The following is a 13167-nucleotide window of genomic DNA, read 5'->3' on the forward strand; positions in this document are numbered from 1 at the left end:
TGGGTGCTCGCTGCAGAGAGGCACCAATGGACGGAAACCCGGCGTATCACGCCGTCGCGCTCGCGGCGGCGACGCTGCTCATGCTTCCGCCCGCCGTGGCGATGCTGGCCGGCTGGACCCCGCCCAAGCTGACTTCGCGGGCCACGGTGGTCCCGTACGCCTGGGCTCTGGTGTGCCTCTATGCCAATGCGCCCCTCAACGCTGTTCCGCGGATGCTCAGTGCGGCTCCGGGCGTGGTGACGGCTTGCATGGCTGCTGGTCTCGCATTCAGTGCGGCGGCGGTCGCGCTCCTCGTCCGGGCCGCACGGGCTGCACGGAGCCTGACATCGCAGATCGGGAGCTGATCGCCCATGCCCGGTATTGGATTCGCCTTCTGGGTGCGCCGCAACGTCACGGAGTTCCGTCTCGCCCTCGCCCTGGTGGTCGCCGGCAGCCTCACCGCGTCAGCGGGCGGCGTGCTGTATTCCGTGCATGAGCGCGGATTCCCCGCGCTGGCCAGCGGCCTCGCCCTGCTCACCACCGGCCTCGTGATGCTGGGCTCGGGAGTCAGGCACCGCTGACGGAGCAGGTCCGCCGCGCAGGCGATGTACGTCAAAGAGGCGTAAAGATTGCCGATGACCGGCAATGTGTGGAGTGCCCCTCCGGTGACATGATGGCGGTGTACGGCGGAAATGCCACTCGGGCGGGGAGGTGCTCATGGGTTTGTTTCTTGGTCTCGGCATTGCGGGGATCGCGCTCCTGGCCCTCTCCCTGATCCTCGACGGCGTGCTGGAAGGCCTCTTCGACGGCGCGCTCGACGGACTGTTCGACGGCTGGCTGTCCCTCCCCGTGCTCGCGGGCTTCACATCGATGCTCGGCTTCACGGGGGCGATCGTGCTCGGGTCCACAGGCTTGGGGCCGGGGCCGGCAACCGCCGCGGGCGCACTCGCGGGGGCCGGTGCGGGCTGGGCGACGTACCGCCTGAGTCGAGCCCTGATGCGCGACCGCAGCGGGGCCGCCCCGCACCACGACGCCCTCATCGGCTCGACCGGGACCGTGGTCACCGCGATCCCGGAGTCCGGCTACGGCGAGGTCCTCCTCCGGCTGGCCGGGCAGCCCGTGAAGTACGCAGCGACCGCTGACGGGCCCGTGGACCGCGGCGCGGAGGTGTGGGTGACGGCGACACCGTCGTCCACCTCCGTCAGCGTCCACCCCGTCGAGCGCTGAAGAACCCCACCCACCCAGCTCATCCATCACCGATCTGCCCCCACGAGGGAGGCAGGGGGGAACCACCATGAGTCCTGTCGTCACCGCGGTCGTGGGAGTCGTTGTACTCCTCGTCCTGCTCGCCCTGGTCGTCGTCACGCGCTACAAGGTCGCCGGGCCCAGCGAGGCGTTCATCATCACCGGCCGGCGCGGCAAGCGTTCCACCGACCCGGAGACCGGCCGGATATCCACCGACACCACCGGCCAGAAGGTCGTGGTCGGCGGCGGGGTCTTCGTCGTCCCCTTCGTGCAGCAGCGCTACACCCTCGACCTGTCCAGCCGTCACATCCCCATCGCGGTACGCGGTGCGGTCACCCTGCGCGGCATCAAGGCCAACCTCGAAGGCGTCGCGATCGTCAAGGTCGGCGGCAACGAGGACGCCATCCGGGCCGCCGCCCAGCGGTTCCTCCAGCAGCAGGACGGCATCGTCGGCTTCACCCAGGAGGTCCTTTCCGGCGCCCTGCGCGCCATCGTGGGCCGCATGTCGGTGGAGGACATCATCCGTGACCGTGCCGCCTTTGCTGGGCAGGTCGCCGAGGAGGCGGAGGCCAGCCTGTCCGGGCAGGGCCTGGTCCTGGACGCCTTCCAGATCCAGGACATCACCACCGAGGGCTCCTACCTCGAAGACCTCGGCCGGCCGGAAGCCGCCCGCGCCAAGCAGGAAGCCGACATCGCCGAGGCCAACTCCCGCCGCGCCGCCGAGCAGGCCCGCCTGAAGGCGGAGGAGGAGATCGCCGTCGCCGAGCGCACCCTGTACCTGCGCCAGGCGGAGATCAAGGCCGAGACCGACGCGGCGGCTGCCCAGGCCAACGCTGCCGGCCCGCTCGCCGAGGCCGACCGCCAGCAGCAGATCCTCGCCGAACAGGAGAAGGTGGCCGAGCGTCAGGCCGCCCTGACCGACCGCCAGCTCGACACCCAGGTCCGCAAGCCCGCCGACGCCCGCCGCTACGAGGCCGAGCAGGAGGCGGAGGCCAAGCGCGTGGCCCGCGTCAAGCAGGCCGAGGCCGAACGCCTCGCGGCCATCGCCGCCGCCCAGGGCGAGGCGGAGCGCGCCCGGCTCACCGGTGAGGGCGAGAAGCAGCGCCGCTCCGCCCTTGCCGAGGCCGAGGCCATCGAGGGCGCCAAGCGGGGCGAGGCCGAGCGGGCCCGCCGCGCCGCGATCGCGGAGGCCGTGCGCCTTGAGGGCGACGCGGAGGCCGCCGCCATCCTGGCCAAGGGATCGGCCGAGGCGGAGGCGATGCAGAAGAAGGCGGAGGCCTTCGAGACGTACGGCGACGCGGCCATGATCCAGATGATGGTCGAGGCCCTGCCCCAGGTCGTGGCCAAGGCCGCCGAGCCCCTCTCCGCCATCGACAAGATGACCGTCATCTCCACCGACGGCGCGAGCAAGCTCTCCCGCACGGTCACCGACAACGTCGCCCAGGGCATGGAGCTCCTGAGCTCCACCACCGGCGTCGATCTGGCCCAGCTCCTGAAGGGCCTCACCGCTCCGAAGCAGGACGCCGCTCCTGCCCCTGCTCCGAGCAACGGGAAAATCGAAATATCCGGCTAGTCGCACCCGCACCGCCTTGGGGCCCACTTCGGGGGAAGTGGGCCCCAAGGTCAATTCCCGGCCGTCAGCTGGAGCAGTCCCGTGCGCCCCAGGCGCTAGTGGCCGGGCTCCGGGCCGGGGAGAAGCGGTCCACCAGCACGGACGCAGGAGGCCGCCAGACGGAGACCGTCGAGGACAAGCCGTCCGTTCCGCGGCACACTGACCTGACGGACACGCCGAAGAAGAAAGGCGCTGTATGAGCAGGCTGCTGGAAGCGGCGTGTGCGCTGACCGTGGGCGTCCTCGTTGCGCTCCTTGTGTGGGGTGCCAATCCCGGCGCCGTGCGGGTGGCGTGGCGGAGCGGCGAGCTGAGCGGTCTGACGGTTGTCCTCGTGGGGGCGTGTGCGCTGTGGCTGGTGCTGTGGCGCAGGCGTACCGGGCGCGGCTGGCTGGCATGGCCGCTTGCGGTGCTGCTGTGCGGTGCGGCCGTTGCGCTGGTTGTGGCGTCCATGGCCGGTTGACCGGCGCAGGCAGGCAGGTGGGGCTTCCCGTCTTGTGGGTGGGGTGCCCCGCTCACGTTTTACTGGCTGTTCCGTTGGTCCCGACGGCGGGGGCGGCGCGTTCTGTGGCGGCGCGGATGATGTCACCGGTGGTGACGATGCGATCCTGGAGCTCGGCCCGTTCGATGACCTATCGCCCGGTCCACGGCGACTACAGGCGTCGTACCGAGCCCGCCGAGATCATCGAGGTGCTCCGGTAGCCCGCCCGGATGAGGGCGGGGACCTCGTCAGTTACCCGCTGACAGTTCGCCGCTGAGGGTTCCGTGCAGGCGGGCGCTGTGTTCGTTCAGGCCGGTGATCTCGACGGTCTTGCCGCGCTGGGCGTACTTCGTCTCGATGGCGTCGAGGGCTGCGACGGTCGAGGCGTCCCAGATGTGGGCGGAGGACAGGTCGATGACGACCTTGTCCGGGTCTCCCGCGTAGTCGAACTGCGTCACCAGGTCGTTGGAGGAGGCGAAGAACAGTTCGCCGGTGACGGAGTAGATGACCTGGCTGCCGTCCGGGTCGGTGACCGAGGTGACGTTCGCCAAGTGCGCGACGCGCTTGGCGAAGATGACCATCGCGGTGACCGACCCGGCGACGACGCCGACGGCGAGGTTGTGGGTGGCGACCACGCAGGCGACGGTCAGCACCATGACGGTGATCTCGCCGGCCGGCATCCGCTTCAGCGTCTTCGGGGCGATGGAGTGCCAGTCGAAGGTCGCGAAGCAGACCATCACCATGACGGCGACGAGCGCCGCCATCGGAATCTCGGAGACCGCCGGCCCGAAGACGATGCACAGCACCATGAGGAAGACGCCGGCGAGGAAGGTCGACAGCCGGGTCCGGGCGCCCGACACCTTCACGTTGATCATTGTCTGGCCGATCATGGCGCAGCCGCCCATGCCGCCGAAGAACCCGGTGACGATGTTTGCGATGCCCTGGCCCACGGACTCGCGCGTCTTGCTCGACCGCGTGTCGGTGATCTCGTCGACCAGCTTCGCCGTCATCAGCGACTCCATCAGGCCGACCACCGCCATGGCCAGCGCGTACGGGGCGATGAGCGTCAGGGTGTCCAGGGTGAACGGCACGTCCGGAAGACCCGGAACCGGCAGCGAGGACGGCAGCGCGCCCTTGTCCCCCACGGTCGGCACCGCGATGCCCGCGGCGACGGTGACGGCCGTGAGGATGACGATGGACACGAGCGGAGCCGGTACCACCTTGGTGACCTTGGGGAAGAACACCATCAGCCCGAGCCCGCCGGCGAGCAGCGGGTAGACGGCCCACGGCACGTTCCGCATCTCGGGGACCTGGGCCATGAAGACGAGGATGGCGAGGGAGTTGACGAAGCCGACCATCACCGAGCGGGGTATGAAGCGGATCAGCTTCGCGACCCCGAGCGCCCCGAGCACGATCTGGAAGACACCGCCGAGGATCACGGCCGCGATCAGGTAGCCCAGGCCGTGCTCACGGTTGAGCGGCGCGATCACGAGCGCGACGGCGCCCGTGGCGGCGGAGATCATCGCCGGGCGCCCGCCGACGACCGCGATCACCACGGCCATGGTGAAGGACGAGAAGAGGCCGATTGCCGGGTCGACTCCGGCGATGACCGAGAAGGAGATCGCCTCGGGGATCAGCGCGAGTGCGACCACCAGACCGCCGAGCACCTCGGTGCGGAACACCTTCGGTGACATCCAGGCGGGCCGCGCCGGACGGCGAAGGCCGCGCGGGCGCGAGGGGCTGGAGACAGGGGAGGAAGGCAAGACGGCACGGACCTCAGGCTCGGGCACACCCCAACCGGCAGGCGGGCGCGCGGAGAAGACGCGAAGACGGAGGTCGCCTGGGCTCCTGGGAGAAGCCGATCAAGATCTTCTCCCAGATTTCTCCCAAACGATCTCCGGAGACGCAGGAAGGGCCTGACCCGCGATGCGGATCAAGCCCTTGACCTGGTCTTACGAAGTCGGGGTGGCGGGATTTGAACCCACGACCTCTTCGTCCCGAACGAAGCGCGCTGCCAAGCTGCGCTACACCCCGATGTCCACCTTGCAGGCTTGCTGCCTGGCGACATCGATTACTTTAGCGGACCCTCGCCCGGAGACGAAATCCGGTTTTCGCGGGGCCTCGGCAGGAGGGGAGGAGCGGACCCTAGGCCTTGGGCGTGAGGGTCAGGAGCGTGGCCTCCGGCGGGCAGGCGAAGCGGACCGGAGTGAAGCGGTTCGTGCCGCAGCCGGCCGAGACGTGCAGGTAGGACCGGTGGCCGCCGGCCTCGTACGTCGACAGTCCCTTCACCCGCTTGGTGTCGAGGTCGCAGTTGGTGACCAGCGCCCCGTAGAAGGGGACGCACAGCTGCCCGCCGTGGGTGTGCCCGGCGAGGATCAGCGGGTAGCGGTCGGCGGTGAAGGCCTCCAGGACCCGGAGGTAGGGGGCGTGCACCACGGCCAGCGAGAAGTCCGCGTCCGCCTCGGGGCCGCCCGCGACCCGCTCGTAGCGGTCCCGCTTGATGTGGGGGTCGTCCAGCCCGGTGAAGGCCAGCTCCAGGCCGTTCAGCTTCATGCGGGCCCGGGTGTTGGTCAGGTTCAGCCAGCCGGCGGAGTCGAAGGCGTCCCGCATGTCCTCCCACGGGTTGTGGACGGCTCCGACGACCGGCTTGTTGCCGTTCAGCCCGTGCCGGCCCTGCGCCTTCTCGATCAGGTAGCGGCCGGGATTGCGCAGCCGCGGCCCGTAGTAGTCGTTCGACCCGAAGACGTACGCGCCGGGGAACTCCATCAGCGGACCCAGCGCGTCCAGGACCTCCGGCACGCCCTCCGTGTCGGAGAGGTTGTCGCCGGTGTTGACGACGAAGTCGGGGCGCAGCCCCGCGAGGGACTGGAGCCAGGCGCGCTTCTTGCGCTGCCCGCCGACCATGTGGATGTCCGACACCTGGAGTACGCGCAGCGGCCGCATCCCCGCCGGAAGCACCGGCACCGTGACCCGCCGCAAGCGGAACGACCGGGCCTCGAATCCGGCGGCATAGGCCACTCCGGCGGCCCCCACCGCCGCGATTCCGGCCGTGACCTTCAGGGGGACTTCGTAACGCGCGCGCATGCCCCCATCGTCGCAGACAGCGAAAACCCGTGGGCGCCACCGTCCCCGCACCTGGCAGACTCAGTGCATGACCACGCTCAAGGCCAAGCTCCAGGAAGACCTCACCACCGCGATCAAGGCGCGCGACGAACTCGCTTCGTCCACCCTGCGCCTGACCCTCTCCGCCATCACCAAGGAGGAGGTCGCGGGCAAGGAAGCGCGCGTGCTCTCCGACGAGGAAGTCCTCAAGGTGATCGCCAAGGAGGCGAAGAAGCGCCGCGAGGCCGCGGAGGCCTTCGCCCAGGGCGGCCGCGACGAGCAGGCCGCGCGGGAGACCGCCGAGGGCGAGTTCCTCGACGGCTACCTGCCCAAGCAGCTCAGCGACGACGAGCTCGTCGCGATCGTCGCGCAGGCGGTGGAGGAGGCCAAGGCGGCGGGTGCCGAGGGTCCGCGGGCCATGGGCGCCGTCATGAAGATCGTGAACCCGAAGGTGGCCGGTCTGGCCGAGGGCGGCCGCGTCGCCGCGGTCGTCAAGCAGCAGCTCTCGTAGCGGCGCACCGGGCCGGGAGCAGCAGAACCGGACCGGGAGTACACGAAGAAGGGGAGGGCCCCGGCGGACGGTTCCGCCGGGGCCCTCCCCTTCTTCGCTTCTCCCGCTACTGCGGCTCAGGGCCGCCGATCAGGCCGGCCGCGCCCGCCGCGGTGCCGCCGGTGACGGGGTCGGTCGCGCCGCCTCCCGTGGCGCCGCCGAAGAGGCCTCCGGTGGGTCCGGCCGCCGTCGCGCCGCCGGGGCGGTTGTCCCCCGGCTTGTTGTCGCCGCCGGGCTTGCCCGGCTTCCCGGGCTTGTGCGGGATGGTCGGCTGGGTCGGGTTGTTCCGGCCGCCGTTGTTGCCGCCCGTGCCGTTGTTGCCGCCGGTGCCGCCGCCACCGCCCGGAACCGAGGGCTCCGGGATGTTGACCGTGACGAATCCGGGGGCCTCGCGGCCGGACAGCGAGCCGGAGACCGCGTCCTTCCAGATCGGGCCGGGCAGGCCACCGCCGAAGACCTTCGGGTAGTACTGACCGCCGATGGTGATGTCCTCCATCGTGATCTTCTTCGCGCCGCCCGAACCAACCCACACGGCGCCGGACAGGTTCGGCGTGTAGCCGACGAACCAGGCGTTGTAGCGGTTGTCCGTGGTACCGGTCTTGCCGGCGTTGTCGCGGTCGGTCAGGCCCGCCCGCTCACCCGTACCGGAGTCGACCACTCCGCGCAGCAGTGTGTTGATCGTGTCGGCGGTGTCCTGGGACATCGCCCGGTCGCACTTGGTCTTCGGCACCGCGAGGGCCTTGCCGTGGGCGTCGGTGATCGACTCCAGCGCGATCGGGGTGCAGTAGACGCCCCGGTTGGCGAAGGTGGCGTAGGCGTTGGCCATCGTCAGCGGGGACATCTCGGCGGAGCCGAGCGCGATGGACGGCTCCTCGGGCAGCTTCACGCCGCTGGCCGGGACCACGCCGAGCTTCTGCGTCATCTCCGTGACCGGGCACAGCCCGATCTCCGAGATCATCTGCACGAAGTACGTGTTGATGGACTTCTCCATCGCCGTCTTCAGTGCGTACGGACCCTGCTCATCCGCGGTCTCGTTCTCCGCCGTCTGCAGCTTGCCGTTGGCGAGCGGCAGGTTCTGCCAGTTCGACCCGTCGCACCGGGACACCGGGCTCGGGTACTCCATCTTGTTCGGCGCCGAGTACACCTTCGTCGGCTCCATGCCGCGCTCTATGGCGGCGGCGGCGATGAACGGCTTGAACGTGGAGCCGACCTGGAAGCCGAAGTTGGAGCCACCCATCCGCTTGTCCACGGAGTAGTTGATCTGCGTCTCGTTCTTCCCGAAGCCGTACGGCTTCGACTGCCCCATCGCCAGCACCCGTCCGGTGCCCGGCTGGACCATGGTCACGGCCGTCGCGATCGAGTCGTCCTCGTGGACGTGGTCCTTGATCGAGGCGTTGGCGGCGTCCTGCGACTGCGGGTCCAGCGTCGTACGGACCGTCAGACCGCCCTGGTTCCAGATCTTCGCGCGCTCCTCCCGGGTCTTGCCGAAGACCGGGTCCGACAGGAAGGTGCTGCGCACGTAGTCGCAGAAGAAGCCCGCGCCCTTGACCGCGGTGATGCAGCCGTTCTTCGGCCGGGTCACCTTCAGGGTCACCGGCTTCTTCTTCGCCTCGTCCGCCTCCGCCTGCGAGATGTCCCTCATGTCGGCCATCCGCTGGAGGACGGTGTTGCGGCGCTTCATCGCCTCCTGCGTGTCGTTCACCGGGTCGAACCGGCTCGGCGACTGGACGACGCCCGCGAGCAGCGCCGACTCCTCCAGGGTCAGGTCCTTGGCCGGCTTGCTGAAGTAGCGCTGCGCCGCGGACTCGATCCCGTACGCCTGCTGGCCGAAGTACGTGATGTTGAGGTAGTTCTCGAGGATCTTCTTCTTCCCGAGCTCCTCCTCGACCTGGATCGAGTACTTCAGCTCGCGGATCTTGCGTCCGAGGCTCTTCTCCTGGGCCTCGCGGACCTTCGACTCGTCGTCACCCGCCTCCTCGACGAAGACGTTCTTGACGTACTGCTGCGTGAGTGTGGAGGCGCCCTGCGCGGCGCCGCCCTCCTGGGCGTTCCGGTTCACGGCGCGCAGGATGCCCTTGAGGTCGACCGCGCCGTGCTCGTAGAAACGCGAGTCCTCGATCGCGACGATCGCCTTCTGCATGTACGGCGAGATGGCCGTGAGCGGGACCACCTGCCGGTCCCGTGAATAGACGGTGGCGATCAGGCCACCTTCCGCGTCCAGAATCGTGGTGCGCTGGCTCAGCGGAGGGGTCTTCAGATTGGCCGGGATCTCGTCGAAACCCTCGACGGTCCCCTTGGCCGCGAGTCCCAGCGCGCCTGCGCCCGGAATCGCGATGCCGGCGAGTACGACTCCGGAGAGAACGGACACCCCGAGGAACTTGGCGGCCTGCTGTGGCCCCGTGAGCCCGCCGCCCGAGCGCTTCTTTCCCATGGAGGGCAGCCTACGTTCTCATTCGCCGGACACACGCGAATGCCTTGGCCTAAGCTGACCCCAACTGTCACAGGAGTGCGGTGCCACATCAACCCCCCGGCTTGATTTTCACCCTTCCCGAATGGGGTGGACGCATGTCCGAATCCCGCCCTTCCCGCTGACGGCCCTGCACCGGCACTTTCCCGATTTCACCCGAATCGCCGGAATGGTCGGGCATGTCGCCGGATCACTCCGTCGGGTGATCTGCCGCTTACCCATAGTCCGTTCGGACCATTCAAGATTGGGCCCGTCGGGGGTGTTGCACTGTGCCCACCTTCCGTAACGTCCTCAACTGGCAGCGGTGAATATGCCGCTACCGCCGTGGGGGAGCCTCGATTCGGGAGAGGACGGCGCCGGGATGGGCTGGGTTACCGACTGGAGTGCGCAGGCAGCCTGCCGCACTACCGATCCGGATGAACTGTTCGTTCAAGGAGCGGCACAGAACAGGGCCAAGGCGGTGTGCACCGGATGTCCGGTGCGGACCGAATGCCTGGCCGACGCGCTCGACAATCGTGTCGAGTTCGGAGTGTGGGGCGGAATGACCGAGCGGGAACGACGCGCCTTGTTGCGCAGGCGTCCCACCGTCACCTCGTGGCGACGGTTGCTCGAAACCGCCCGCACGGAGTACGAGCGCAGTACGGGCATCCTGACCGTGGATGTCGACGCGGAGATCGACGTGTCGTACGAGACGTACGCGGCAGCCGGGTAACCACCCGGGCGCCACGTCGTACGAACGCCTATGCTCCGGCCGGAACACCGGCCGCGAGTCGCTCTCCGATGGCCCGCAGCCCGGCGAGGTCGTGTACATCGCCGGGCAGGGCGGCCACTTGGGCCACCGCCACTTCGGGGTGCAGTGAAGTGAAACGGTCGCGGGTGCGCTGTTCGCGCGCGATCACCTGCATGCGTTCGGCGTGCAGGCGCAACAATCCTGCCGTGATCTCGTCCACCTCGGTGACGACGCGCGCGGCGTCCGTGTGGTGTGCGTCGGGTGCTTCCGGGTCTCCGGAGGTCTGCGGTGCGTCGTCCACGCCGGGGGAGCCGTCGTCGGCGGCGTCACGAAGTCCAGCTTTCCCGGACTCCTGATCGACAATGCCGCCTTCTTCAAGATTCTCTGCGGCGGCCAGGGCCCGCTCGGCGGACAGCTGCGCGGCATCGCTGCCGTGCACCCGGTTCAGCACCAGGCCGGCCAGCGGCATCCGCTCCGCTGCCAGCCGTTCGACGAAGTACGCGGCCTCGCGCAGGGCGTCCGGCTCGGGGGCGGCGACCACGAGGAAGGCCGTGCCGGGAGCCTGGAGCAGCCGGAAGGTCGCGTCCGCGCGGGTGCGGAACCCGCCGAACATCGTGTCCATCGCGGCCACGAAGGTCTGCACGTCCTTCAGCAGCGAGGCGCCCATCAGCTTGCTCAGCGTGCCGGTCATCATCGACATGCCGACGTTCAGGAACTTCATGCCGGCCCGCCCGCCGACCTTCGCCGGAGCCATCAGCACCCGGATGAACTTCCCGTCCAGGAAGGACCCGAGCCGCTTCGGCGCGTCGAGGAAGTCCAGCGCGGACCGGCTCGGCGGGGTGTCCACCACGATCAGGTCCCAGTCGTCCTTGGACCGCAGCTGCCCCAGCTTCTCCATCGCCATGTACTCCTGCGTGCCCGCGAAACCGGCCGACAGGGACTGGTAGAAGGGGTTCGCGAGGATGGCCCGCGCCCGCTCGGCGTCCGCGTGCGATTCGACGATCTCGTCGAAGGTCCGCTTCATGTCCAGCATCATGGCGTGCAGTTCGCCGCCCCCGCCGGACACGCCCACCACCTTGCGCGGGGTGTTGTCCAGCGAATCGATGCCCATCGACTGGGCCAGCCGGCGCGCCGGATCGATGGTCAGCACGACCACCTTCCGCCCGCGTTCGGCCGCCCGGACGCCGAGCGCCGCGGCCGTCGTGGTCTTGCCGACCCCGCCGGCCCCGCAGCACACGATGATCCGGGTCTTCGGATCGTCCAGCAGCGCGTCGACCGCCAGTCGCGCGGGAGTGTCCAGGCCCACGGTGTTCCCACCCTCACTCATCGGCGTCCGCCTGCTTGCGGACCTCGGTCGCCAGCTCGTACAGCCCGGCCAGCTCCATCCCCGAGCCGAGCAGGGGAAGTTCGTACGTCGGAACGTCCAGACCCGCCAGCACCTGGCGTTGCTCCCGCTCCAGCTCCACCCGGCTCGCGTGCTCCGCGGCCTGCGCCAGCAGCGGCTCCACCAGCCGCTCGGCCAGCCCGCCCCGCCGCGCGCCCCCGAGCCCGGCCCGGGACAGGGCCCGGGCGATGTCGGCCCGGTGGCCCTCGGCGGCCTCGCGCAGGGTCCCCTCGTCCAAATGGTGCGGGCGCACCATGTTGACGAAGACCCGGCCCACCGGAAGCCCCGCCTCCAGGAGTTCCGCGATTCCGTCCGCGGTCTCCTGGACGGGCATCTCCTCCAGCAGGGTCACCAGGTGCACCGCCGTGTCGGGTGACTTGAGCACCTTCATCACGGCCTGCGCCTGGTTGTGGATGGGCCCGAACCGGGCCAGCCCCGCCACCTCGTCGTTGACGTTCAGGAAGCGGGTGATCCGCCCGGTGGGCGGCGCGTCCATGATCACGTGGTCGTAGACGAACCGTCCCGCCTTGTCCTTGCGCCGGACCGCCTCGCACGCCTTGCCGGTCAGCAGGACGTCCCGCAGACCGGGCGCGATCGTCGTGGCGAAGTCGATCGCCCCGAGCTTCTTCAGGGCCCGGCCGGCGGAGCCGAGCTTGTAGAACATCTGGAGGTAGTCCAGCAGCGCCCGTTCCGCGTCGATGGCGAGCGCGTACACCTCACCCCCGCCCCCGCCGGGCGCGACGGCGATCTTCCGCTCCTCGTAGGGGAGCGCCTCCGTGCCGAAAAGCTGTGCGATGCCCTGCCTGCCCTCGACCTCCACGAGAAGAGTCCGCTTGCCCTCGCGTGCGAGGGCGAGCGCGAGTGCCGCGGCGACCGTGGTCTTGCCGGTGCCGCCCTTGCCGCTGACCACCTGGAGCCTGCTCACAGCGTCCGAGCCTAACCACTCCCGCCCAGGCATTACGCTCGGGCCCATGACCAAGAAGTTCGAATACGCGACGGTGCCCCTGCTGGTGCACGCCACCAAGCAGATCCTCGACACCTGGGGCGAGGACGGCTGGGAGCTCGTCCAGGTCGTGCCCGGCCCGAACAACCCCGAGCAGCTCGTGGCCTACCTCAAGCGGGAGAAGGCATGAGCGGCGTCGTCGAGGCGAGGATCGCCGAGCTCGGCCTGACCCTTCCCGAGGTCGTTCCGCCGCTGGCCACCTACCAGCCGGCCGTACGGTCGGGTGCCTACGTGTACACCGCCGGCCAGCTCCCGATGGTGCAGGGCAAGCTGTCGCTGACCGGCAAGGTCGGCGCGGAGGTCTCCGCGGAGCAGGCCAAGGAGCTGGCCGCGACCTGCGCGCTGAACGCGCTGGCCGCCGTGAAGTCCGTGGTCGGTGACCTCGACAAGATCGCCCGTGTCGTCAAGGTCGTCGGCTTCGTCGCCTCGGCCCCCGACTTCACGGCCCAGCCGGGCGTGCTGAACGGCGCGAGCGAGCTGCTGGGCGAGATCCTCGGGGAGAAGGGCGTCCACGCGCGCAGCGCGGTCGGCGTCGCCGTCCTCCCGCTGGACGCCCCGGTCGAGATCGAGATCCAGGTCGAGCTGACCGCTTCGGCCTGACGCGCCGCTCCCTCCGG

14 protein-coding genes and 1 tRNA gene are annotated in these 13167 nt (G+C 69.7%); 9 read left to right on the forward strand and 6 right to left on the reverse strand.

Features of this window, described 5'->3' with window-relative positions:
* Positions 1 to 26: 26 nt before the first annotated feature.
* From OG295_RS18505 to OG295_RS18525, 5 genes are all read left to right on the forward strand, one after another.
* The gene (locus tag OG295_RS18505; RefSeq protein WP_371677854.1) at positions 27 to 344 is read left to right on the forward strand and encodes a hypothetical protein; all 318 of its coding nucleotides are present in this window, start codon (positions 27 to 29) and stop codon (positions 342 to 344) included.
* Between the two features lie 6 nt (positions 345 to 350).
* On the forward strand, positions 351 to 560 hold the full coding sequence (locus OG295_RS18510; protein WP_371677855.1) for a hypothetical protein: 210 nt from the start codon (positions 351 to 353) through the stop codon (positions 558 to 560).
* A 136-nt stretch (positions 561 to 696) separates the two neighbouring features.
* Positions 697 to 1206: a hypothetical protein gene (locus OG295_RS18515; protein WP_371677856.1), complete on the forward strand. Its 510-nt coding sequence runs from the start codon at positions 697 to 699 to the stop codon at positions 1204 to 1206.
* A 67-nt stretch (positions 1207 to 1273) separates the two neighbouring features.
* A complete protein-coding gene (locus OG295_RS18520; RefSeq protein WP_371677857.1) occupies positions 1274 to 2797 on the forward strand; it encodes a flotillin family protein in 1524 nt (507 codons plus the stop codon).
* 235 nt (positions 2798 to 3032) lie between these two features.
* Positions 3033 to 3296, forward strand: coding sequence for a hypothetical protein (locus tag OG295_RS18525; RefSeq protein WP_371677859.1), 264 nt, complete (start codon positions 3033 to 3035; stop codon positions 3294 to 3296).
* Positions 3297 to 3562: 266 nt separating this feature from the next.
* On the opposite strand, the gene OG295_RS18530 is transcribed toward OG295_RS18525, so the two are convergent.
* The 3 genes from OG295_RS18530 to OG295_RS18540 all read right to left on the reverse strand — a co-directional run bounded on the left by OG295_RS18530 (position 3563) and on the right by OG295_RS18540 (position 6398).
* Positions 3563 to 5008: a SulP family inorganic anion transporter gene (locus OG295_RS18530; RefSeq protein WP_371677861.1), complete on the reverse strand. Its 1446-nt coding sequence runs from the start codon at positions 5006 to 5008 to the stop codon at positions 3563 to 3565.
* A gap of 266 nt (positions 5009 to 5274) precedes the next feature.
* Positions 5275 to 5348: transfer RNA gene (locus OG295_RS18535), tRNA-Pro, on the reverse strand.
* 111 nt (positions 5349 to 5459) lie between these two features.
* The gene (locus OG295_RS18540; RefSeq protein ID WP_371677862.1) at positions 5460 to 6398 is read right to left on the reverse strand and encodes a metallophosphoesterase; all 939 of its coding nucleotides are present in this window, start codon (positions 6396 to 6398) and stop codon (positions 5460 to 5462) included.
* A 67-nt stretch (positions 6399 to 6465) separates the two neighbouring features.
* On the opposite strand from OG295_RS18540, the gene OG295_RS18545 reads away from it, so the two are divergent.
* On the forward strand, positions 6466 to 6927 hold the full coding sequence (locus OG295_RS18545) for a GatB/YqeY domain-containing protein (protein WP_371677863.1): 462 nt from the start codon (positions 6466 to 6468) through the stop codon (positions 6925 to 6927).
* 106 nt (positions 6928 to 7033) lie between these two features.
* Here the strand turns inward: OG295_RS18545 and OG295_RS18550 are convergent, their stop codons facing one another.
* Positions 7034 to 9397: a transglycosylase domain-containing protein gene (locus OG295_RS18550; protein ID WP_371677864.1), complete on the reverse strand. Its 2364-nt coding sequence runs from the start codon at positions 9395 to 9397 to the stop codon at positions 7034 to 7036.
* Positions 9398 to 9794: 397 nt separating this feature from the next.
* On the opposite strand from OG295_RS18550, the gene OG295_RS18555 reads away from it, so the two are divergent.
* Entirely contained in the window at positions 9795 to 10145 is a 351-nt protein-coding gene (locus OG295_RS18555) for a WhiB family transcriptional regulator (RefSeq protein WP_030228569.1), read from the forward strand.
* Between the two features lie 28 nt (positions 10146 to 10173).
* Here OG295_RS18555 and OG295_RS18560 read toward each other — a convergent pair whose 3' ends face one another.
* Positions 10174 to 11490, reverse strand: coding sequence for an ArsA family ATPase (locus OG295_RS18560; RefSeq protein ID WP_371677865.1), 1317 nt, complete (start codon positions 11488 to 11490; stop codon positions 10174 to 10176).
* Positions 11483 to 12472, reverse strand: coding sequence for an ArsA family ATPase (locus OG295_RS18565; RefSeq protein ID WP_371677866.1), 990 nt, complete (start codon positions 12470 to 12472; stop codon positions 11483 to 11485). Before OG295_RS18565 ends, OG295_RS18560 begins: the two co-directional genes overlap by 8 nt.
* Before the next feature lie 46 nt (positions 12473 to 12518).
* On the opposite strand from OG295_RS18565, the gene OG295_RS18570 reads away from it, so the two are divergent.
* Together OG295_RS18570 and OG295_RS18575 are read left to right on the forward strand one after the other, a co-directional pair.
* Positions 12519 to 12680: a DUF4177 domain-containing protein gene (locus tag OG295_RS18570; RefSeq protein ID WP_007264966.1), complete on the forward strand. Its 162-nt coding sequence runs from the start codon at positions 12519 to 12521 to the stop codon at positions 12678 to 12680.
* The gene (locus tag OG295_RS18575) at positions 12677 to 13150 is read left to right on the forward strand and encodes a RidA family protein (RefSeq protein ID WP_371677867.1); all 474 of its coding nucleotides are present in this window, start codon (positions 12677 to 12679) and stop codon (positions 13148 to 13150) included. The genes OG295_RS18570 and OG295_RS18575 overlap by 4 nt, the downstream gene beginning before the upstream one ends.
* Positions 13151 to 13167 lie beyond the last annotated feature (17 nt).

It is taken from the genome of Streptomyces sp. NBC_01276, from assembly GCF_041435355.1.
In the GTDB taxonomy this organism is placed as follows: Bacteria; Actinomycetota; Actinomycetes; order Streptomycetales; family Streptomycetaceae; genus Streptomyces.